Origin of the sequence: Enterobacter sp. 22466, assembly GCF_052044775.1 — a bacterium.
Classification (GTDB): Bacteria; Pseudomonadota; Gammaproteobacteria; order Enterobacterales; family Enterobacteriaceae; genus Enterobacter; species Enterobacter dissolvens.
In genome coordinates this window covers 305,156-326,821 of the sequence record NZ_JBQENX010000002.1, presented here as the reverse complement: position 1 = coordinate 326,821, position 21,666 = coordinate 305,156, and the positions used below count along the sequence as shown (strand labels likewise).

Annotated in this window: 18 protein-coding genes and 1 tRNA gene; 9 read left to right on the top strand and 10 right to left on the bottom strand. The window is 54.7% G+C overall.

The genetic code is table 11. The features are described 5' to 3' along the window. Positions 1-45 precede the first annotated feature (45 nt). The 3 genes from ACTJJI_RS08195 (at position 46) to rplY (ending at position 1,967) form a co-directional block, all read left to right on the top strand. Positions 46-639 carry a TetR/AcrR family transcriptional regulator gene (locus ACTJJI_RS08195; RefSeq protein ID WP_440653594.1) on the top strand — a complete coding sequence of 198 codons (594 nt, stop codon included), beginning with the start codon at positions 46-48 and terminating at the stop codon, positions 637-639. Between the two features lie 52 nt (positions 640-691). Continuing rightward, on the top strand, positions 692-1,564 hold the full coding sequence (locus tag ACTJJI_RS08190; protein WP_440653593.1) for an alpha/beta fold hydrolase: 873 nt from the start codon (positions 692-694) through the stop codon (positions 1,562-1,564). Positions 1,565-1,682: 118 nt separating this feature from the next. Beyond that, a complete protein-coding gene (gene rplY, locus ACTJJI_RS08185; RefSeq protein ID WP_014832721.1) occupies positions 1,683-1,967 on the top strand; it encodes a 50S ribosomal protein L25 in 285 nt (94 codons plus the stop codon). Positions 1,968-2,020: 53 nt separating this feature from the next. On the opposite strand, the gene yejK is transcribed toward rplY, so the two are convergent. Further along, positions 2,021-3,028 carry a nucleoid-associated protein YejK gene (gene yejK, locus ACTJJI_RS08180; RefSeq protein WP_014832722.1) on the bottom strand — a complete coding sequence of 336 codons (1,008 nt, stop codon included), beginning with the start codon at positions 3,026-3,028 and terminating at the stop codon, positions 2,021-2,023. 134 nt (positions 3,029-3,162) lie between these two features. Between yejK and ACTJJI_RS08175 the strand changes: the two genes are divergently transcribed. From ACTJJI_RS08175 to ACTJJI_RS08165, 3 genes are all read left to right on the top strand, one after another. After that, entirely contained in the window at positions 3,163-3,390 is a 228-nt protein-coding gene (locus ACTJJI_RS08175; protein ID WP_001135586.1) for a YejL family protein, read from the top strand. A 19-nt stretch (positions 3,391-3,409) separates the two neighbouring features. Beyond that, positions 3,410-5,170 (top strand): LPS biosynthesis-modulating metalloenzyme YejM, encoded by a 1,761-nt coding sequence (gene yejM / locus ACTJJI_RS08170; protein ID WP_014832723.1) that lies wholly within the window; start codon positions 3,410-3,412, stop codon positions 5,168-5,170. Positions 5,171-5,241: 71 nt separating this feature from the next. Beyond that, positions 5,242-5,318, top strand: a tRNA-Pro gene (locus ACTJJI_RS08165). Positions 5,319-5,353: 35 nt separating this feature from the next. On the opposite strand, the gene ACTJJI_RS08160 is transcribed toward ACTJJI_RS08165, so the two are convergent. Both ACTJJI_RS08160 and ACTJJI_RS08155 read right to left on the bottom strand, forming a co-directional pair. After that, positions 5,354-6,541: an MFS transporter gene (locus ACTJJI_RS08160; RefSeq protein ID WP_014832724.1), complete on the bottom strand. Its 1,188-nt coding sequence runs from the start codon at positions 6,539-6,541 to the stop codon at positions 5,354-5,356. Between the two features lie 124 nt (positions 6,542-6,665). Then, positions 6,666-6,926, bottom strand: a complete 261-nt coding sequence (locus ACTJJI_RS08155; protein WP_013097997.1) for a DUF2534 family protein — start codon at positions 6,924-6,926, stop codon at positions 6,666-6,668. A 202-nt stretch (positions 6,927-7,128) separates the two neighbouring features. Between ACTJJI_RS08155 and eco the strand changes: the two genes are divergently transcribed. Further along, positions 7,129-7,638 (top strand): serine protease inhibitor ecotin, encoded by a 510-nt coding sequence (gene eco / locus ACTJJI_RS08150; RefSeq protein ID WP_440653592.1) that lies wholly within the window; start codon positions 7,129-7,131, stop codon positions 7,636-7,638. 135 nt (positions 7,639-7,773) lie between these two features. Here the strand turns inward: eco and mqo are convergent, their stop codons facing one another. Continuing rightward, positions 7,774-9,423 (bottom strand): malate dehydrogenase (quinone), encoded by a 1,650-nt coding sequence (mqo, locus tag ACTJJI_RS08145; protein WP_014832726.1) that lies wholly within the window; start codon positions 9,421-9,423, stop codon positions 7,774-7,776. Positions 9,424-9,611: 188 nt separating this feature from the next. On the opposite strand from mqo, the gene ACTJJI_RS08140 reads away from it, so the two are divergent. Continuing rightward, a complete protein-coding gene (locus ACTJJI_RS08140; protein ID WP_014832727.1) occupies positions 9,612-10,901 on the top strand; it encodes a SulP family inorganic anion transporter in 1,290 nt (429 codons plus the stop codon). Here ACTJJI_RS08140 and mgtE read toward each other — a convergent pair. The 6 genes from mgtE to ACTJJI_RS08110 all read right to left on the bottom strand — a co-directional run bounded on the left by mgtE (position 10,864) and on the right by ACTJJI_RS08110 (position 18,235). Continuing rightward, positions 10,864-12,300 (bottom strand): magnesium transporter, encoded by a 1,437-nt coding sequence (gene mgtE / locus ACTJJI_RS08135; protein ID WP_013098001.1) that lies wholly within the window; start codon positions 12,298-12,300, stop codon positions 10,864-10,866. The two genes, ACTJJI_RS08140 and mgtE, sit on opposite strands and share 38 nt — an antisense overlap. Positions 12,301-12,448: 148 nt before the next feature. Then, positions 12,449-14,092 (bottom strand): multidrug ABC transporter permease/ATP-binding protein, encoded by a 1,644-nt coding sequence (locus ACTJJI_RS08130; protein WP_046888298.1) that lies wholly within the window; start codon positions 14,090-14,092, stop codon positions 12,449-12,451. Between the two features lie 75 nt (positions 14,093-14,167). After that, a complete protein-coding gene (alkB, locus tag ACTJJI_RS08125; protein ID WP_153907716.1) occupies positions 14,168-14,818 on the bottom strand; it encodes a DNA oxidative demethylase AlkB in 651 nt (216 codons plus the stop codon). Then, positions 14,818-15,876 carry a bifunctional DNA-binding transcriptional regulator/O6-methylguanine-DNA methyltransferase Ada gene (ada, locus tag ACTJJI_RS08120; protein ID WP_014832730.1) on the bottom strand — a complete coding sequence of 353 codons (1,059 nt, stop codon included), beginning with the start codon at positions 15,874-15,876 and terminating at the stop codon, positions 14,818-14,820. Before ada ends, alkB begins: the two co-directional genes overlap by 1 nt. A 72-nt stretch (positions 15,877-15,948) precedes the next feature. Then, positions 15,949-17,004 carry an FAD:protein FMN transferase ApbE gene (gene apbE, locus ACTJJI_RS08115; protein WP_046888295.1) on the bottom strand — a complete coding sequence of 352 codons (1,056 nt, stop codon included), beginning with the start codon at positions 17,002-17,004 and terminating at the stop codon, positions 15,949-15,951. Positions 17,005-17,119: 115 nt separating this feature from the next. Continuing rightward, positions 17,120-18,235 (bottom strand): porin OmpC, encoded by a 1,116-nt coding sequence (locus ACTJJI_RS08110; protein WP_023619744.1) that lies wholly within the window; start codon positions 18,233-18,235, stop codon positions 17,120-17,122. Positions 18,236-18,977: 742 nt separating this feature from the next. Here ACTJJI_RS08110 and rcsD point away from each other — a divergent pair. Beyond that, a complete protein-coding gene (gene rcsD, locus ACTJJI_RS08105; protein ID WP_014832731.1) occupies positions 18,978-21,650 on the top strand; it encodes a phosphotransferase RcsD in 2,673 nt (890 codons plus the stop codon). Positions 21,651-21,666 lie beyond the last annotated feature (16 nt).

Genomic DNA, 21,666 nt, shown 5'->3' with positions numbered 1-21,666 from the left:
GATTGTTTCCTATTATGCATTATCGCATTACAACAGGACTTCCTCATGTCACGTCTTCCCGGTCGCCCGCGTGAATTTGATACCGACGCCGCCATCGACAGCGCCCTGCTCGTTTTCCGCGAGCGTGGCTATCATGCTACCTCAATCAAAGAGCTGAGTGACGCGACAGGCCTTACGGCGGGAAGCCTGTATAAAGCCTTTGGCAGCAAAAATGGCCTGTTTCTCGCGGCGTTCGACCGTTACACCCGGACGCGCAGCGCCGCCCTGCGCCAGCGTACAGAGGCGGCACGCTGCGGACGAGATAAAATCGCGGCGGTGTTACGCTTCTACGCCGAGAGCAGCCACGGTCCTGAGGGCATACGCGGCTGTCTGGTGGTCGCCAGCGCGATTGAGCTGGCGGTTTTTGATGAGGCGACTGCCCGGTACATCAAAGCCGCCATGCAGCGTACCGAGCAGCTGTTGTTCGAACTGGTTCAGGAAGGCCAGCGGGACGGTAGCCTTTCCCGCGCGCTGCCAGCTGAACAAACGGCGCGTAATCTTTTCGCCCTGCTACAGGGTTACCGCGTGATCGGCAAACAAGGCCTGTCTGAGGACGAGATAAACAGCGCTGTTAGCGCGGCACTCAGCCTGCTCGGCTGAGTTTTTTTCATCAATTAGGAAACGATCATTTCCTATTATTCCGGAGATTGCTATGACCACGCCCATCGCCCCGCAGCACCATTTCATGCTCATCAATGGCATCCGCACGCATTACGTCACCGCCGGGGAACAGCACGCGCAGACGGTTGTCCTGCTGGCAGGTTTCCCCGAGAGCTGGTACGCCTGGCGCCATGTTATCCCGTTGCTGGCCGAGCGTTACCATGTCATCGCCCCGGACTTACCCGGACAGGGTGATACCGATTGTCCGTCAGAGGGGTATGACACCCAAACCCTCGCCAGCCATGTTCATGAACTGCTGACCCAGCTTGGCGTGCATCGCTACTATCTGGCCGGTCACGACGTGGGAGCCTGGGTTGCCTGGCCTTATGCGGCGATGTACAGCGATGAGGTGATAAAGCTGGCGTTACTGGATGCCGGCATACCGGGTATCACCTTACCCGACGCCCTGCCTGTCACCGCGGATCGCGCCTGGCGCACCTGGCATTTTGCCTTTCACGTGGTTGCCGATCTGCCTGAATTCCTTATTAGCGGCAAAGAGCGTGGCTATCTGGAATGGTTTCTGCGTCGCAAAGCGGCAAATCCCCTCACCTTCAGTGAGGCGGATCTTGACGAGTATCTGCGCATTTTTACGCGCGAAGGTGGCTTACGCGCAGGGCTGGCTTACTATCGCGCTGCCGCCCTCTCCGCTGCGCAAAACCGGGCGCTTAGCGAACGGGGTAAACTCTCCGTGCCCGTTCTGGCACTCAGTGCCGATCAGGGTTCGATTCCTGATATGGCCTCGCCGCTGAGGGCGTTTGCCGCGCACGTTGACGGGTGCGTTATTCCCCGTTGCGGCCATTTTCAGCCAGAAGAGCAACCTCAGGCGGTCGCCGACGCGCTAAGCGGTTTTTTTAGTGGGGATTAATTCATTGCCCTGAGGTGGATTGGGGGCTATAATGCCGCCCGCTTTTGCATCCGCAAAGCAGAACACTCACCTGCTGCTGGGTCGCCTGTAGTAGGGTTTTAAATACAGAGAGAAATCAATGTTCACTATCGAAGCAGAAGTACGTAACGTGCAGGGTAAGGGTGCGAGCCGCCGCCTGCGTACCGCTAACAAGTTCCCGGCTATCGTTTACGGTGGCGAAGCTGCTCCAGTTTCTATCGAACTGGATCACGACAAAGTGTGGAACCTGCAGACCAAAGCTGAATTCTACAGCGAAGTTCTGACCATCGTTGTTGGCGGTAAAGAAGAAAAAGTGAAAGTTCAGGCTGTTCAGCGTCACGCGTTCAAGCCAAAACTGACTCACATCGACTTCGTTCGCGCGTAATCGCAAACACGTCGAAAAAAAAGCCCCGCTTCGGCGGGGTTTTTTTATGGCGGTTATTTACCGCCAGTGGTGCGACGCTGCAGCTGATCGCGCAGGTTGGGTGGCGTACCTTTGATGGTCAGCGTATCGGTGGCCGGATCCCAGAAGATACGTTCCCCCAGCAGCATGGCATCAAAGTTGATGGTTAACCCGCCGCCGCTTCCGGCAAATTTGGTTAACTGGCGCAGCGTACTGCGATCCGCCGGGAAGCTCTCTTCCAGCTCATACCCTTTCTCAGCAGTAAATTCCTGGAAACTGACTTCACTGACGCCGGCCAGCTCTTTTGACAGCGACTCCAGCTCAATCTCTTCCCCCGCCTGCAGCTGTTCGTTGCAGTAGCTGTAAACCTGCTGACGCACGTTCTGGCGCTCAGATTTATCGAGCTGGGCTTCCGCCGTGAAGTCATCCACCGCCTGCAGCAGCCCTTTGTTCTGCGCTTTGGCGTTGAGACCTTCGCTGGCGCCGAGGAAGTCCATAAAGAAATCGGCCACTTTACGACCCACACGCCCTTTCAGGAAAGTCAGGTAGCGGGTCGACTCCGGATTGGTTTCCCACTCGGTCAAATCAATACGCGCAACGATATCCGCATGGTTGATATCCAGATAATGGGTGGAGCTGATATCCAGCTGCTCGTTCACGCGCATACTGCTTAAATTGTTCAGCACGGTGACCAGCAGATACTCGACCGCCAGGTAGCGATAGTGGCAGAACAGAACGATCCCGCCGTCGGCAAACGGGTATTTCGCCAGCTCGTCGCGCAGACGCCCGGTTGCGGCGCGGCTAAACGCCAGGAAATCTTCTTCGCCCTGACGCTGAAGGCGCAGGCTATCCGCCAGTTCACTCTCGTCGCTGAACAGACCATAGGCTTTATTTTTTGCACTGTAGACGCGGTGCAACTCCGCCATCATTTCCACAACGGTCGCCGTGGGTTCCAGTAACGAATCGCGCAGCACCACTTCAAGGGTTTGCTCATCACGCTTGATAAGCTGGTGCAAGGCAATCTGGTTGATTTCCAGACTCATGATAAACTCTCCTTTTAGACCGGGCGGTATTCAACCACCACCAGTCCATGTGTGCAACAACTGATAAAAAAGGGGAAAAAAAGCTGTTGCTACGGTAATATGTTGCCCTTTCATCAACAAACTGATTTTGATTTATGCCACAACATTCCCGCTACAGTGATGAACACGTTGAACAATTGCTCAGTGAGCTGGTCAACGTACTGGAAAAACATAAAACACCGACCGATCTCTCCCTGATGGTTTTGGGAAATATGGTCACCAACCTTATCAATACCAGCGTTGCTCCGGCTCAGCGTCAGGCGATCGCAAAATCTTTCGCCCAGGCGTTACAGTCTTCCGTTAGCGACGACCAGGCCCATTAAGGGAAACGAACAACAGTTTATGGTGACGAATCGTCAGCGCTACCGTGAAAAAGTCTCCCAGATGGTCAGCTGGGGGCACTGGTTTGCCCTGTTCAACATTCTGCTGGCGACGGTCATCGGCTGTCGTTATCTGTTTGTCGCAGACTGGCCGACAACGCTAACCGGGCGTATTTACTCCTGGATAAGCGTTGTAGGGCACTTTAGCTTTTTGGTTTTCGCCACCTATCTGCTGATCCTCTTCCCGCTGACGTTTATCGTCATGTCGCAGCGTCTGATGCGATTTTTATCCGCCATCCTTGCAACGGCAGGGATGACGCTGCTGCTTATCGACAGTGAAGTGTTCACCCGCTTCCACCTGCATCTCAATCCCATCGTCTGGGAGCTGGTGATTAACCCCGATCAGAACGAAACGGCCCGTGACTGGCAGCTGATGTTCATCAGCGTCCCGGTGATCCTTCTGATAGAGATGCTGTTTGCCACCTGGAGCTGGCAAAAACTGCGCAGCCTGACCCGGCGACGCCATTACGCGAAGCCTGTGGCCGCGATCTTTTTCGTCTCCTTTATCAGTTCGCACATTATGTATATCTGGGCGGATGCGAACTTCTATCGCCCAATCACCATGCAGCGCGCAAACCTGCCGCTCTCTTACCCGATGACGGCACGTCGGTTCCTTGAAAAACACGGTCTGCTGGACGCGCAGGAGTACCAGCGTCGTCTGATTGAACAAGGTAATCCGGAAGCGGTCAGCGTGCAGTATCCGCTGAGCGAGCTGCGCTATCGCGATATGGGACGCGGGCAAAACGTTCTGCTGATCACCGTCGATGGTCTGAACTATTCCCGTTACGAGAAGCAAATGCCTGCGCTGGCCGATTTCGCCAGCAAGAACGTGACGTTCACCCAGCATATGAGTTCCGGCAACACCGCCGATACGGGCATTTTTGGCCTGTTCTATGGGATTTCAGCCGCCTACATGGACGGCGTACTTTCTGCGCGCATTCCTGCAGCGCTCATCACCGGGCTCAATCAGCAGGGTTATCAGTTAGGGCTGTTCTCCTCAGACGGCTTTAACAGCCCGCTTTATCGGCAGGCGCTGTTGTCTGATTTCTCATTGCCCGCCGCAGAAAGTCAGTCGGACGAGCAGACCGCCAGTCAGTGGATAAACTGGCTGCAGCGTTATGCCCAGGAAGATAACCGCTGGTTCTCCTGGGTTGCCTTTAATGGCACCACGCTCGATGACAGCAATCAGAAAGGCTTTGCGCGCCGCTACAGCCGTGCAGCAGGCAATGTTGATGACCAGATTAGCCGCGTGCTTGATGCCTTACGCGAATCCGGTAAGCTCGATAATACCGTGGTGATCGTGACGGCAGCCCATGGCGTACCGCTGGGTGACGAAGCGAAGAGTATGAGCTGGTCGCGACCGAATCTGCATGTTCCGCTGGTGATCCACTGGCCGGGCACCCCCGCCCAGCGCATTAACATGCTCACCGAACATAAAGATGTGATGACCACCCTGATGCAACGGCTGCTACACGTTAGTACGCCGGCAAATGAGTATTCGCAAGGGCAGGATCTCTTCAGCGCGACACGCCGCCACAACTGGGTGACGGCAGCGGGTAATGATACGCTTGCAGTGACCACGCCAATGCTGACGCTGGTATTGAACAGCAACGGAAATTATCAGACGTATAACCTGCAGGGTGAGCGGTTGAAAGACCAGAAACCGCAGTTGAGCCTGCTGCTTCAGGTTCTGACGGATGAGAAACGGTTTATCGCTAACTGATTAATTATAAACCAGTTAGCGACAGATTCCCTTGCATTCAAAACGGAATCGAGTAGTATTCTTGCATGCGTCGGCACGTAGCGCAGCCTGGTAGCGCACCGTCATGGGGTGTCGGGGGTCGGAGGTTCAAATCCTCTCGTGCCGACCAAAACTATTCAGAAACCAGCCATATGGCTGGTTTTTTTATTGCAGTTCATCCGGCGTTTTACGCAGATAAACCAGCGCCAGCAGGCAAATCACGCCCCCCGCATAAAACGTATATTCCGCGCCAAACGTGTCCCAGATAGCGCCCGCCCCCACGCTGGCAATCAACAGCCCAACACCACTGACCAGACTAAAAATACCGTAGGCGGTACCACGCAAATCAGCCGGTGCGGTTTTAGCTATCATGGCCGCCAGTAACCCCTGCGTCATCCCCATATGCAGGCCCCAAAGCGCGACACCGAATATAATGCCAGCCCAGTGAGTGCTCAGTGCAAGCACAACATCAGCCCCTATCAGCACCATCAGCCCCCACTGCAGTAGTCTGGTATGGCTCATGACGTCAGAGAGCTTGCCAAACGGATAAGCAGAGAGGAAATAAAGCAGGTTCATGGCCACCATCACCAGCGGTATCAGCGCCAGCGGCACCCCGGACTGCTGCGCACGAAGAACAAGAAATGCCTCACTGAAGCGCGCAAGCGTAAAGACGGCCCCCAGTCCAATCACCCACCAGCAGCCTTTCCCCAGACGCCTGAGATTCTCTTTTTTGACGGGATTTGTACGTTTTTGCCCGACTGGCGTTGTCGGTTCATGCAGACCGAAAAACAGCAATGCCACGGCAAGCACGCCGGGGATCACCGCGATCCAGAAAATGGTGCGGAAATCATTATTCCACAGCAGCATCAGGCCAACGGCCAGCAACGGACCGAGAAATGCGCCGATAGTATCCATTGACTGCCGCAGACCAAACGCCGCGCCGCGAAGCTCGTGCGGCGTAACGTCAGCAACCAGCGCATCACGCGGCGCACCGCGGATCCCCTTCCCGACCCGATCGATGAGCCGTGCGCCCAGAATCATGCCGGAAGACGTGGCGATAGCGAACAGGGGTTTACTCAGCGCCCCCAGCCCATAGCCCAACACCGCAAGCCCTTTACGCTTGCCAAGATAGTCACTGATTGCCCCGGAAAACACCTTAATAAACAACGCTGTCGCTTCAGCCAGCCCCTCGATCAGGCCGATAAAAATCACGCTGGCCCCCAGCGTGGTCACCATAAACAACGGCAGCAAGCTGTGAATGATCTCCGAAGAGATGTCCATCAACATACTGACTCCACCGACCACCCAGACGCCTTTCGGGATCCGGCTTAGCGTGGCAAACCGGGATTGCATTAAGCCTCTCCTGCTTTCTGTAAACAAAGGTGTTCTCAACAGAATATCCTGGAAATGCGAATACACAGCGTCAGGCAAAAAAAAAGCCAACCCGCAGGCTGGCTTCGTTATCGCACGTGAACGCTTAGTGCTTGTCACGCCCGCCGAGGAAGAAAATACCCAGCGGAATAGCAAGCAGGACGGTGAACACCAGGCTGTAAACGAAGATCATCGCCGACTGTAGGACATACATGCTGGTCGTCCACGCGGAGAGCGGAATATTGTACTGTTCGATGACGCCGACAATGGTTGCCCGCCCCACGCACGCGGCCGCAATCATAAACACAACCAGCAACGCCAGGAGGAACTTACGGCCTTCAGGTGTTTTGAGCTTTGCACGAATCATCTCTCTTCCCTTTACAGATGAATAACATTATTTAGGCCTTAAAATAACACGATCTGCCGCCAGACTCCACCGCAGTACGAACAACCAAAAAATGGCGACAAATGCAGTTCATTACACTGATCATATTGAAAATGTAAGTAAATCACTCTAAAAATTCACAACCGTTATGCTAATCTTTTGAGGATCGTTTTGACATAAAGGAATGACAGTGAAAAACGCACCTAAATTTGCCCTTGCCTTGATCGCTGCCGCGTGCATGAGCACCAGCGCCTTCGCTACCGACAACCAGAAACCACAGCCTCTGGAAAAAGTCGCCCCTTATCCGCAAGCGGAAAAAGGAATGAAGCGTCAGGTGATCCAGCTTCCCGCTCAGCAGGACGAAGCGAATTTCAAAGTGGAACTGTTGATCGGCCAGACGCTGGAAGTGGATTGCAACCAGCACCGTCTGGGCGGCCAGCTGGAAAGTAAAACGCTGGAAGGCTGGGGTTACGACTACTTTATCTTTGATAAAGTGACGTCGCCGGTCTCCACCATGATGGCCTGCCCGGATGGCAAGAAAGAGAAGAAATTCGTGACCGCGTATCTGGGTGATAACAGCCTGTTACGCTACAACAGCAAGCTGCCAATCGTGGTGTATACGCCGGAAAACGTGGAAGTGAAATATCGCGTGTGGAAGGCAGATGAGAATGTCGGACAAGCGGTAGTACGTTAAGAATACGTCGGGTGGCGGCTTCGCCTTACCCGACCCGGAAAGGGTGCGTTCTGGTGCCCTCACCCCAACCCTCTCCCACCGGGAGAGGGAGAAAACACTAAAAACGGTAACAGATGTTACCGTTTTGCTTTTACCTTACAGCGCGATATCCGCAACCGGTTTGTTTTCTGCCTGCGGCTTGAGCTCTGCTTTTGGTGCAGCATCAGCGGCCTGCGGTTTAACGTATTGCAGTTGCAGTACGCGGCTGGTGTATTCCAGCTCCTGCTCCGTCGCGTCCACGTTACCGTTCAGCTTAGTACCGTAGGATGGAATGATGGTTTTCAGTTTGGCCTGCCATTCCGGCGTGGCAACTTTATCTTTGAACACTTTTTCCATCAGGTGCAGCATGATTGGCGCAGCGGTAGAGGCCCCTGGTGACGCCCCCAGCAGCGCGGCAATGGTGCCGTCTTTATCGCTTACCACTTCGGTACCCAGACGCAGCACACCGCCCTCTTTCGGATCACGCTTGATGATCTGTACGCGCTGACCCGCCTGCCACAAACGCCAGTCTTCTTTTTTGGCCTGCGGATAGTACTCTTTCAGTGCCTCGAAGCGTTCTTCATCAGAGAGCATCACCTGGCTAATCAAGTATTTCACCAGATCGAAGTTATCCAGACCGACATCCATCATTGGCTTAACGTTAGAGGTCGTGGTTGCGCTGAGCAGATCCCACAACGAGCCGTTTTTCAGGAATTTGGTGGAGAAGGTTGCAAACGGCCCGAACAGCACCACACGTTTACCATCAAGCATACGGGTATCGATGTGTGGAACGGACATCGGTGGCGCGCCGACGGAGGCCTGGCCGTATACTTTTGCCAGATGACGGTTCACCACTTCCGGGTTTTCCGATACCAGGAACTGACCACCTACCGGGAAGCCCGCGTAGTCGTCAGCTTCAGGGATACCGGACTCCTGCAGCAGTTTCAGCGCCGCGCCGCCCGCACCAATAAAGACAAACTTCGCCTTGATGACGTGCTCGGCTTCGTTGTTTTTCAGATCGGCAACGGTCACGCTCCAGCTGTTGTCAGCGTTGCGCTTAAAGCCACGCACTTCGGTGCTGAGCTGAAGGTTAAAGTTCTCTTTTTTCTTCAGAGAGGCCACCAGCTGACGGGTGATTTCGCCATAGTTGACGTCGGTACCAATCTCGGTGCGGGTCGCTGCCACTTTCTGGTTCGGGTCACGCCCTTCCATGACCAGCGGTGCCCACTCTTTGATCTGCGCGTGGTCTTCAGAATACTTCATGCCGCGGAACAGCGTGCTCTGCTGCAGCGCCGCGTAGCGCGCGCGCAGGAAGTTCACATTCTGCTCCCCCCACACAAAGCTCATGTGCGGCACGGTGTTGATGAACGAGTGCGGATCGTGCATCACGCCGCTGTTCACCTGGTGAGACCAGAACTGGCGAGAAATCTGGAATGCTTCGTTGATCTCTACCGCCTTCTCGATACTAATGGAACCGTCCTTTTTCTGCGGCGTATAGTTCAGTTCCATGAGTGCCGAATGTCCGGTACCGGCGTTGTTCCAGCCGTTTGAACTCTCCTGCGCGACGCCATCCAGGCGCTCGACCATGGTCATCGACCAGTCCGGCTGGAGCTCTTGCAGATAGGTTCCCAGCGTGGCGCTCATGATACCGCCACCAATTAAAAGGACGTCCGTTTCCTGCTCTTTTGGTGTGTCAGCGTTCGCCGCCATAGAGACGGTGTTCAGCCCCACGGCCAGAGAAAAGAGCATGGCAGTCATTTTTTTCATAATTTTGCCTTAGTTGAGTAGTGCTTGAAGCGTGGAAATTGCAGGTGAAAAAAGCTGCGGGGGGAACGGTAACAACTTTTAAATATTGTTTAAAGGTTACGAAATTATTGTAATTGTGAAATTTAATAATGGATTGTTTGTAGGGAATTGCCGGATGCAACTGGCAAGACGCAGTTTTTCTGGCTACTATGCTGCACTTTGTGATCGCGCGCACGGAAGCCCGCCCCAACCTGCGAATTGTTATGTCATTACCTCCTGCTTTTTCCTCCCGTGAAGACCATGTCTCCACGGTCGTGCGCTCACCCCACCTGTTGCTACGTGAAACCCTGGCGGGCGTCATTACCGCCCTGGCCCTCATTCCTGAGGTGATCTCTTTTTCCGTGGTCGCGGGCGTTGACCCGAAGGTAAGCCTGATGGCCTCCGTCGTGCTGTGTCTGACCCTTTCAGTGCTCGGCGGTCGTCGCGCGATGGTGACAGCGGCAGCGGGTTCCGTCGCGCTGGTCATTGGCCCGATGGTGCATCAGCACGGCGTGCAGTACATCCTGCCGGCCGTCTTGATGGCCGGGATAATTCAGATCCTGTTCGGCGTGCTCGGAATGGCGCGCCTGATGCGCTTTATTCCCCAGTCGGTGATGACCGGCTTCGTAAATGCGCTGGGATTGTTAATTTTCTTCGCGCAGGTTCCCCATTTCTGGAGCCGCAGCCCGCTGATTGTGGGCCTGTTCGTGCTGACGCTGCTGATTGTGCTGTGGGTGCCGCGCTATATCAAAAGCGTCCCGTCACCGCTTATTGCGATTGTACTGCTCACCCTGTTCACCGTGACCACCGGACAGGTTCTCCCGACGGTGGGGGATGAAGGCTCTATGAGCAGTGGTTTGCCAGGGCTGACACAGCTGCTCGTTCCGCTGAACATGGAAACGCTCAGCATCATCTGGCCATGCGCGCTCAGCATCGCCTTTGTCGGCCTGCTGGAATCTCTGCTGACGGCAAAACTGGTGGATGAACTGACCGCGACATCCTCCAGCAAACGCCGTGAAAGCATCGGTCTCGGCGCAGGGAATATTCTGGCCGGGTTGTACGGCGGTATCGCGGGCTGTGCCATGATCGGGCAGACCATCGTCAACGTGGAGATGGGCAAAGGTCGCAGTCGCGTCTCAACTTTTGCAGCGGGCATGGTGCTGCTGGTGCTGGTCACCGCCCTCAGTGAGATAATGGCAAAAATCCCTATGGCCGTACTGGCCGGGATCATGGCGATTGTTGCCATCAAAACGTTTAACTGGCATAGCCTTCAGCCTGCCACGTTAAAAAGCGCGCCCATTGCCGAAACGGTCGTGATGCTGATTACCGTTGCAGCAACGGTTTCAACCGGTAACCTGGCCATTGGCGTGATGGGCGGGATTATTGTGATGGCACTGCTTCCCGCCCGGCTCAAGCGTCGGCTTAAAGAAGAAAAATCGTTGCAAGCCCAAGAAAAATAAAGAAACCGCCGGTATCGGTGATGGCGGTGATCATCACGCTCGACCCCACCGCGGGGTCGCGCCCCAGTTTGGTCATCGTCAGCGGGATAATGACCCCCATCATGGAGGCCACCAGCAGATTCAGCACCATCGCCAGCATCATCACCCCGCCTAACGCCATATCATCGTACAGCCACCAGGTAATGCCGCCCATAATGCCGCCCCACACCAGGCCGTTAATCAGCGCTACACCCATCTCCCTGAAGATCAGGAAGGCGAAGTTTCCCGGCTGAATATTCTCCAGCGCCAGCGCGCGGACGATCATGGTAATGGTCTGGTTGCCGGTGTTGCCGCCAATGCCGGCCACAATCGGCATCAGCGAGGCCAGCGCCACCAGTTGTGAAATGGTGTGTTCAAAGCCGTCGATCACCCGGGAGGCGATAAATGCAGTGCAGAGGTTAATGGCGAGCCATGCCCAGCGGGTTTTCACCGCCTTGCCGACGGAGGCGTGGACGTCATCTTCGGCGCTGATCCCGCCGAGCGCACGTAAATCGTTATCGGTCTCTTCGTAGACCACGTCAACAATCTCATCGATGGTCAGACGCCCCATCAGTTTACCGACAGAATCGACGACCGCCGCGCTCACAAGGTCGTCACGTTCGAAGGTACGGGCCGCTTTTTCCGCGTCGTCTTCCGGGGAGAAGACCATCGGCTCGGTCTCCATCACCTCACTCACCCGTCGCTGAGTGCTGTTCAGCAGGATCGTTTTAAGCTCCAGCTCGCCAAGCAGGGTTTTATCCCGCGAGGTGACAAACAGTTTATCGGTGTTGTCCGGCATGCTGCCCAGGCGACGCAGATAGCGCTGAACCGTACCGAGGGTGACATCCGGACGCACCATGATGACGCCAAACTCCATAATGGCGCCCACGCTGTGTTTGTCGTAGTGCATCACCTGACGCACGCGCGCCCGCTCTTCCGCAGGCAGCGAAGCCAGTAATCGCCCGGTCAGGTTTCGCGGCAGGTGCTGAACGAGATAAATCTGTTCGTCAATATCCAGCGTCTGCAGGGCATCAAGGATATCCCGGTCGCTCATCTCATCAATGAGATCGTCCCAGACGTTTTCAGAGGCTTCGAGCAACACCTGCCCGCGCTCATGATCCTGCACCAGACGCCACAGAGCATGACGCTCTTCCGAGGGGAGCGCTTCCAGGGTATCCGCCAGATCCGGCGGGGGTAAATGAGCAACCAGCGCACCTACCTCAGCAATATCGTCGGCCAGTGTGCCGACATCATATTGCTCAGCCAGGGTCAGTTTGCCCAGTAACGCAGAGGTGACCGCTTTATCCGTCGTAAGGAGCCAGATGAGACGCGCACGTTCCTGGTCGCGCTGCCTGGCACTGTTTTTCTTTAAAACCGACATTAATCATAAATCCATGAAATAAGTTGGCTTTAAGCATAGCGCGGAGATATGTAAATAAGAATAAACAACGGGGCGGGATGGAGAAAAAATCGGCATAACATGCACGATTTATCCCCTCTCCCTGTGGGAGAGGGTTAGGGGGAGGGCTTCAGGCCGTGCGCGCCACCGCATCGCGAGACGCCGCATCGCGCTCTTCACCGGTCAGTTCGCTCAGCTTGCCGTCACGCATCTCCAGCAGACGGTCGGCATGAATGAAATAGTGATCGTCATGGCTGATGGCAAAGATGGTTTTGCCCATCGCCTGCATCAGCGGCAGCAGCACCTGGTAGAACTCGCGGCGGAAATGCGGGTCCTGATCCGCCGCCCACTCGTCCAGCAGAATGATGTCGCGCTCTTCCGCCAGGGCCAGCAGCAGCGCCACGCGCTTTTTCTGACCTTTCGAGAGCTTCAGGTTAAGGATCTTGCCGTCCTGCAGCTCAAGCTTGTGCGACATCTGCAGATGCGCCAGCCACTTCTCCACCAGCGCCGGGTTAGCCTGCTGCCCCTCCGGTCCCAGCAGTTGATCGAAGAGCCAGACGTCGGTGAATACCGCCGAGAAGAGCTTGCGATAATCCTCGGGCTTCTCTGCGCTGAGCGCGCGGCCATCCAGCAGAATGTCACCCGATTGCGGCTGATATAACCCCGTCAGCAACATCGCCAGCGTCGACTTCCCGCTGCCGTTACCGCCAATGAGAAACAGCAGTTCGCCGCGATGAATCGTCAGATTGACCGGCCCCACGGAAAAAGCGTTGTCCTGATAGCGGAACGTGACGTTACGCAGTTCCAGCGTTTGCCAGTTCGGGAAGGCCTGAGGGCGCGGGAATTCGGCTTTGAACGGGGCAAGGTCGAACTTTTTGAGCTTATTAAACGCCACCTGCGCACTCAGCAGGGTGGGCAATGCGCCGACGGCCGAGAGCAGCGGTGTACGCAAAAACAGCAACGTCAGGGAGTAGGTCGCCGCAACGTTAGTATCGGCCCAGCCCAGGCTGTTGGCCATCCAGAAGACCAGGCCAATCGCGCCCAGCATCATTATGTTCGACCAGTTAACCGCGCTCAGGTGGAAGGTATCGGCGCGAATAATATGATGCCGGTATTCACGCGCGTCCGGAATATAGAGGTTATTGAAGATATGCTCCGCACGCTCGCGGTTCAGGGTCAGCTCTTTGCGCCCTTCCAGTACCGTCTGGTAATCGTTATAGAGTTTGTCCTCGGTTTCACGCAGTACTGCCATGTGTCTGTAGACGCGGGATACCAGCAAAAAACCGCCCCAGATGGTGATAGCAATCCACAGTGCCGTAACGGCCAGCATTTTGCTGGAGAGCCAGGCGAGATAGGCCGCCGAACCAACGGTCAAAATAATACCCTGCACCAGCTCCGGCAGGCGGACAAACGCAATGGTGATGGCGCGCACGTCGCTGGTCAGCCCTGCCAGCAAAGAGGCACTGCCGAGCTGCTCGACGCGCTCCACCTGGGTATCCAGGATCCGCTTGATAAACTCGCTGCGCAGGCGGAAGACGAAATGATGCCCCAGAGCCGTCAGCGCCAGCTGGGAACCCAGCGTGACCGCCATCAGCAGTAATAACAGCCCCAGAAATTCCGGCAGAACGGACAGCGAGGTGTCGACCATTTCAATCAAACGCACGTTGATGAAGGCGATCAGACCAATCCCTAATGCGGCGCTGGCAAGGCTTAACAGCATTACCGCAATAAAGGGCCAGCGATACTGACGCCAGACAAGAAGAAGTAGTTGCATGCAGGCAATCCGGACAATAAAAATCAGCCAGCAGTGTAAACTGACCTGCGTTTACATCAAGAATAATTCTTATTTTTATTTGCCTGGCGCGGTCTGGCGGAAAGTCAGGTTAAAGCGGAACTCGCCCGTCTGCGGATGGACGCCAGGCTTCAGTGGCTGAATGCCGTGGTAATAGAGCCGCGACTCCCTGCCCCACACCACCACATCCCCATGCTCCAGCATCAGACGCTGGAGAGGATCGTTGCGGCGTAACCCGCCGAATTGAAACACGGCGGGCAGCCCCAGGGATACCGAGACGATCGGCGCACGCAGATCGGGTTCATCTTTATCCTGATGCAGCGAGAGTTTCGCCCCAACGCCATAGCGGTTGATAAGACAGGCATCCGGTTGAAAATCGGGATAAGTGGCCTCGACGGCGGCACCATGGCAGAGCGCCTGAAAAACCGCAGGCATGGGCGGCCAGGGCTGGCCGGTGACCGGATCGTCCGCGGCATAGAGATAACCCCGTTCGTTGGTTGCCCAGCCTGCTGTGCCGCAGTTGGTCATCGCCACCGACATGGTGTAGCCGCCCGGGGTGACCATATGCCGAAAGGGCGACACCGCCGCGACGTCATGGATCCCGGCAAGCAATTCCGGTGCCCGGGAGAGCGCAAACCGGCGCAGGATCACCGCACCAGGCGCAAGCGGCTCCTGCCAGGGTTCTGCATCTGCAAAAAGATCGAGCATTATCTCTCCTGATTCTTCGCCTCACGTTTCAATAATAACGCCTTTCGTTCCGTCCCCCATCGGTATCCTGACAGCGCGCCATCATGACGGACAACACGGTGACAGGGGATGACGATCGCCAGTTTATTTGCGGCACACGCTGCGGCCACCGCACGTACCGCGCCAGGTTTGCCAATCGCCTGCGCCACCTGCTGGTAGCTTGCTGTTTCACCGCAGGGAATATTGCGCAGGGCCTGCCAGACCTGCTGCTGGAAAGCGGTTCCGCGAATATCCAGCGGGAGTGCCAGCGGCACGGCGCGGTTATCGATAGCGTTAATCACCTGATGAACGCGTCGGGCGAATTCGCCTTCCAGCGGTGCGTGCTCCGCGTGCGGAAACAGAGACAAAATCTCCTGGGTAACTTTTGCATCATCATCGCCCAGCAATATTGCACAGATCCCCCGCTCGCTTTCACCCACCAGACAGCGTCCCAGGGCACACTCGCTGATGGCATAACGCACTGCGACATCCCCTTTACGGTACTGCTTTGCCGTCATGCCCAGCGCGTCGTTGGCTTTACGATAATAGCTGCTGCTGTCAGGAAACCCTGCCGCCAGCACGGCATCGGTAATTTTGTCCCCGTGGGCGAGCGCGCTGCGCAGGCGTTGTCCTCGCGCCGCCTGCTGCCAGGCTTTTGGCGTCATCCCGGTCACGGACTTAAACAGGCGGTGGAAATGGAACGGACTCATGGCAACCTGCTGCGCCAGCATTTCCAGCGTTAGCGCGGGATCCTGCTCCAGTAGACGGCAGGCAAGCTCCACTTTTGCCAGCTTCTCTTCCTGCGGGTCGCGTTTGTCCGGCCGGCAGCGCTTGCACGGACGAAAGCCGGCCTGAACAGCATGATGTACATCGGGATAAAAGTGGACATTTTTACGCAGGGCGTGACGGGCGCGACAGGACGGACGACACACGATCCCCGTCGTCTGCACGGCAAAGACAAACTGTTCGTCAGCACGCGGATCGCGGGCCAGCACGGCCTGCCAGCGATCCTCATCGGTAGTAAAGGTCGGGTTTTTCATCATCGGCTCCTCTTACAAGCATACCTACAGCTTGCCTGAGCGCCAGCATTCAAAAACCCGCAACCTTGCTTTTTAATTTTTTTCGCTCACCAGGAAGCTGTCGAACTGTGGTGAACTCCAGGTCTTAAACCCGTCGGCCTCTTTGGTGATCATGTACACAGCCAGCCCCTGCTGGCGAACCACCTCTTTGGCTTTCTCTGTACCGAGTACCATCAACCCGGTGTCCCAGGCATCGGCTTCCAGCGCCGTCGGAGCGATCACCGTGACCGAGACCAGATTATGCGTAATGGGTCGCCCGGTCTGGGGGTCAATCACATGCGAGATACGCTTCCCGTCGAGCTCGTAATAGTTACGGTAGCTGCCGGAGGTGCTGATGCCATGGCCGTTAATATCGACAATCGCCTGCACTGCGTTTTGCTGGTCGGTCGGCTTTTGAATCGCCACACGCCACGGTTTGCCGCTGGCGTTCATCCCCCGGCTGACCAATGCGCCACCGACGGAGACCAGATAACGCGGGATGCCTTCCTGTGCCATCAGCGCGGCCAGATGATCCGCCGCATAACCTTCCCCGACGGTCGACAGATCCACAAACAGGTCGGGAATGTCTTTTTGCAGATACTGTTGCCCGTACTGGTTGATCACCGTCAGATGCTGAAGTCCTGTCCGGGCGCGGGCGTCGTCGATGGCCGCCTGATCGGGCGTGGTTACCGGCTGTTTGTTCGGACCAAATCCCCACAGATTAACTAACGGTCCCACGGTCACATCCATCGCACCGTGAGTTTTATAACCCACGCGCATGGATTCAGTCACGATATCCGCCATCTCTTCGCTCACCGGCCACAGAGACGTGCTGGTAGAGAGGTTAAAGCGCATCAGCGCCGAGTCGTTTTTGTAGGTGGATAGCAGCTGATCGTCGGCATCCAGCTGAGACTGAATTTTGCCGCGAAGTTCTTCTGCGCGTGCTTTATCAAGGTTCATTACGCTGACGCGCCAGAATGTCCCCATCGTCTTGCCTTCCAGCACCGTCGCCGCTGGCGCGTCGGTGTGTGCCACAGGCGTGGACGAGTCACATGCGGTCAGGAAAAAAAGGGTTGCCAGGACGCTGGCGCGTAAAAAAGTCATGTCCATTCATTATTATCCTCATGCCAGGGCGGCAAGAGTACACCAAAACGCGGGAATTGAAAGGCCTTAAAAAAGGCAAGAAAAAGGGGCCAGCCGGCCCCTTTGTTACACTGAAAAGCGATTAGAACTGGTAAACCAGACCCAGTGCTACGATATCGTCAGTGCTGATACCTGCGTTACGGGTGAACTCTTTGTCATCCAGCAGGTTGATTTTGTAGTCCACGTAGGTAGACATGTTTTTGTTGAAGTAGTAAGTCGCACCCACATCAACATATTTCAGCAGATCCTGATCGCCGTAACCTTCAATGTCCTTACCTTTGGACTGCAGGTATGCCACGGAAGGACGCAGACCGAAGTCGAACTGGTACTGAGCAACCACTTCGAAGTTTTGCGCTTTGTTAGCAAAGCCGTAAATATCGCTGCTGCTCTGAGAGTTGCCGAAACGGGTTGCGTTGTAGGTCTGGGAGTATTGCGCCGCCAGGTAGATGTTGTTGGCGTCGTATTTCAGACCACCAGAATAGACTTCAGCGCGATCGCCTTCGCCTTTCAGCGCAGGGTTAGCGGTGTTGTTCTGGTCAGCAGTACGTTTGGAAGAAGACATTGCACCACCGATGCTGAAGCCTTCACCCAGGTTATAGGTCAGGGACGCACCGTAACCGTCACCGTTCTGTTTCAGGGTGCTGCGGCCGGTGTCGTTTTCACCGCTTACGCTGCCGTTTTTACCCTGATACTGCAGAGCAAAGTTCAGGCCATCAACCAGACCGAAGAAGTCCTGGTTACGGTAAGTTGCTACACCGTTAGCACGGGATTGCAGGAAGTTATCTGAACCATAAGTGTCGCCGCCGAATTCTGGCAAAACGTCAGTCCAGGAGGTTACGTCGTAGATCACGCCGTAGTTACGACCATAATCGAATGAACCCGCGTCAGCGAATTTCAGACCCGCGAACGCCACACGCGTCCAGGCCTGGTTGTCGCTTTCAGTCGTGTTACCCTGAATCTGGTATTCCCACTGGCCGTAACCGGTCAGCTGATCGTTAACCTGAGTTTCGCCTTTGAAGCCAAGACGCATGTAGGTCTGGTCGCCATCCTGACCGTCGTCATCAGAGAAATAGTGCAGACCATCGACTTTGCCGTACAGATCTAATTTGTTGCCGTCTTTGTTATAAATTTCAGCCGCATTTGCTGCGCCTGCTACCAGCAGTGCTGGTACCAGGAGGGACAGTACTTTAACTTTCATTTTATTAACCCTCTGTTATATGCCTTATTATTACCACTGCTTACCGGTTAACCCTCTTAACCAGTCGGCAATTTCATTCTCCTCAAAATTACAGAATAATCCAACAGGAATATGATACGAAAACTTTGAAAATGTTTCATTTTACTATCAAGATGTTTCAATTTGTAAACATCAAGGAACTTTTACAAAGCACAAAGCGCTTAGAAAATTAGCACTAATAATCAAAAGAAAATATACACTCATATAAATCATATAGTTACGACATAAAAAATTACAGCACTGAATGACAAAACAAGATCGTGCGTAATCACTAAAATAACAATCGCTATCATCATTAACTTTATTTATTACCGTCATTCAGCTTTGAATGTCTGTTTATCCCTAATTCAACCGGATGCTCCGCATTCGGTTTTTTTTTACCTTTCTTTACGCAATTATAATTTTTTTGTGCTACCGCACAGAAATCATAACGACTATTAACTAAATTCACCTGAAACCCCTCCCGCATAAAACGCAGCGCAATAAAACATAATTTCTTGTTTATTCGTGCTATTCTCTGTCTGATATCGTGCGTAATCTGTACATTCTCCCTGGGTATGTACACATTTAATACAGACTATTCAGTCAGTACTCACAGAGGAAAAAGTCGCGTGTTCAAAGGCTATGAGGCTGGAAATTCAGTTATTACCCTTTATACTGCCCTATCGCCATAAAGCACGGCCATCACGGGTTAAACAAATCAATGAGTCAGACTGAAACTACCGCCCCGAGCAAATTCTCCCTACTCCCCGGGAGCATCACCCGTTTCTTTCTTCTTTTGATCGTTGTGCTGCTGGTCACGATGGGGGTGATGGTTCAAAGCGCGGTGAACGCCTGGCTGAAGGATAAAAGCTATCAGGTCGTCGATATCACGCATGCCGTGCACAAGCGCATTGATACCTGGCGCTACGCCACCTGGCAGATTTACGACAATATCGCAGCCGCTCCAGCGACATCGTCAGGCGAAGGGCTGCAGGAGACGCGCCTTAAGCAGGACGTTTACTACCTCGAAAAGCCGCAGCGCAAAACGGAAGCGCTTATTTTCGGCTCGCACGACAGCGCGACGCTTGAGATGACGCAGCGCATTTCAACCTATCTGGATACCCTCTGGGGTGCTGAGACAGTGCCATGGTCGATGTACTATCTGAACGGTCAGGATAACAGCATGATCCTGATTTCGACCCTGCCGCTGAAAGATCTCTCCTCGGGTTTTAAAGAGACGACCGTAGGCAGCATTGTCGATTCGCGCCGGGCAGAAATGCTGCAGCAAGCGAACGCCCTTGATGAGCGCGAGAGCTTCTCTTCCTTACGCCGTCTGGCCTGGCAAAATGGTCATTACTTTACCCTGCGTACCACCTTTAACCAGCCAGGACATCTGGCGACGGTTGTGGCGTTCGATCTGCCGATTAATGATTTGATCCCGCCGGATATGCCGCTCGACAGCTTCCGTCTGGAGCCAGACAACAGCACCCAGAACATGCGTGCCGCCGCGGATAAAGAGGCCGTAGAAAGCGTCTCTATCTCCTTTAACGGTTCAAAAATTGAAATTGCCTCTTCGCTGAACTCAACCGGTATGCGTCTGGTGTGGCAGGTGCCGTTTGGCACGCTGCTGCTTGATACCCTGCAAAATATCCTCCTGCCGCTGCTGCTGAATATTGGCCTGCTGGCGTTGGCGCTGTTTGGCTACAGTACGTTCCGTTTCCAGCCTGGGCGTCAGAGCGATGCCTCAACGGTACCGGCCGGGACCAGTAATGAGTTGCGCGTGTTGCGTGCTCTGAATGAAGAAATTATCTCCGTGCTGCCGCTTGGCGTATTGGTTCACGATCAGGAAGCCAACCGCACGGTGATGAGCAACAAAATTGCCGACCACCTGCTGCCACATCTGAATCTGCAGAACATTACCACCATGGCGGATCAGCATCAGGGGATCATCCAGGCCACCATCAACAATGAGCTGTACGAGATCCGTCAGTTCCGCAGCCAGGTCGCCTCCCGCACGCAGATCTTTATTATCCGCGATCAGGATCGCGAAGTGCTGGTGAATAAAAAACTGAAGCAGGCGCAAAGATTGTATGAGAAAAACCAGCAAGGTCGCGCCGCGTTTATGCAGAACATTGGTGACGCCTTCAAGCAACCGTTAAGAGCACTGGCTACGCAGGCGGCGGCGCTGAGCACGCCTGATAGCCAGCAGCTGGCGAGCCAGGCGGATTCACTGGTGCGGATGGTGGATGAGATCCAGCTGGCGAACATGCTGGAGAACGACTTCTGGAAAGGCACGCCGACCCTCTTCTCCATTCAGGATCTGATTGATGAAGTCGTGCCGGATGTTCTGCCGGTGATTAAGCGTAAAGGGCTGCAGCTGTTGATCAACAACCATTTGCCGGCCAATGACGAGCGTCACGGCGATCGCGAGGCACTGCGTCGAATTCTGCTGATGATTATTCAGTACGCTGTCACCACCACGCAGATCGGTAAAATTACCCTTGAGGTCAATACCGACGAGTCCGCTGAGGATCGCCTCACCTTCCGCATTCTCGATACCGGCGAAGGCGTCACGACCAGTGAAATTGATAATCTGCACTTCCCGTTCCTGAATGATACTCAGAGCGATCACTACGGTAAGGCCAATGCCCTGACCTTCTGGCTTTGCGATCAGCTGGCCCGTAAGCTTGGCGGTCATCTCAATATTAAAGCCCGCGAGTCGCTCGGTACCCGTTATTCGCTGCACGTGAAAATGGCCGCTAATCCGCAGGAGGAAGATGAAGAGCGCCTGCTGGATGATGTAATTGTGATGGTGGATGTGACCTCGAACGAGATCCGCAACATTGTGGTTCGCCAGCTGGAAAACTGGGGTGCGGCCTGCATCACGCCGGATGAAAGACTCTCAAGTCAAGAATTTGATCTGTTTTTAACTGATAATCCGTCTAATCTTACTGCCTCCGGCTTGCTTTTAAGCGATGATGAGCCAGGCGTGCGAAAAATCGGCCCAGGCCAGCTGCGCGTCAACTTTAATATTAGCAATGCGATGCAGGAAGCTGTACTACAACTAATAGAAGAGCAACTGGCACAGGAAGAGATAGCGGAATCCCCGTTAGGCGGCAATGAAAATGCCGAGCTTCACGCCAGCGGATACTATTCACTCTTTGTTGATACAGTACCAGATGATGTTAAGCGGTTGTATACTGAGTCCGCTGCGAATGATTTTGCAGCGCTGGCGCAGACAGCACACCGGCTTAAAGGGGTGTTTGCCATGCTTAATCTGGTTCCCGGCAAGCAGTTATGTGAAACGCTGGAACATCTAATTCGTGAGAAAGATGCCTCTGGCATTGAAAAATACATCAGCGACATTGACGCCTACGTCAAAAGCTTGCTGTAGCAAGGTAGCCTAATAC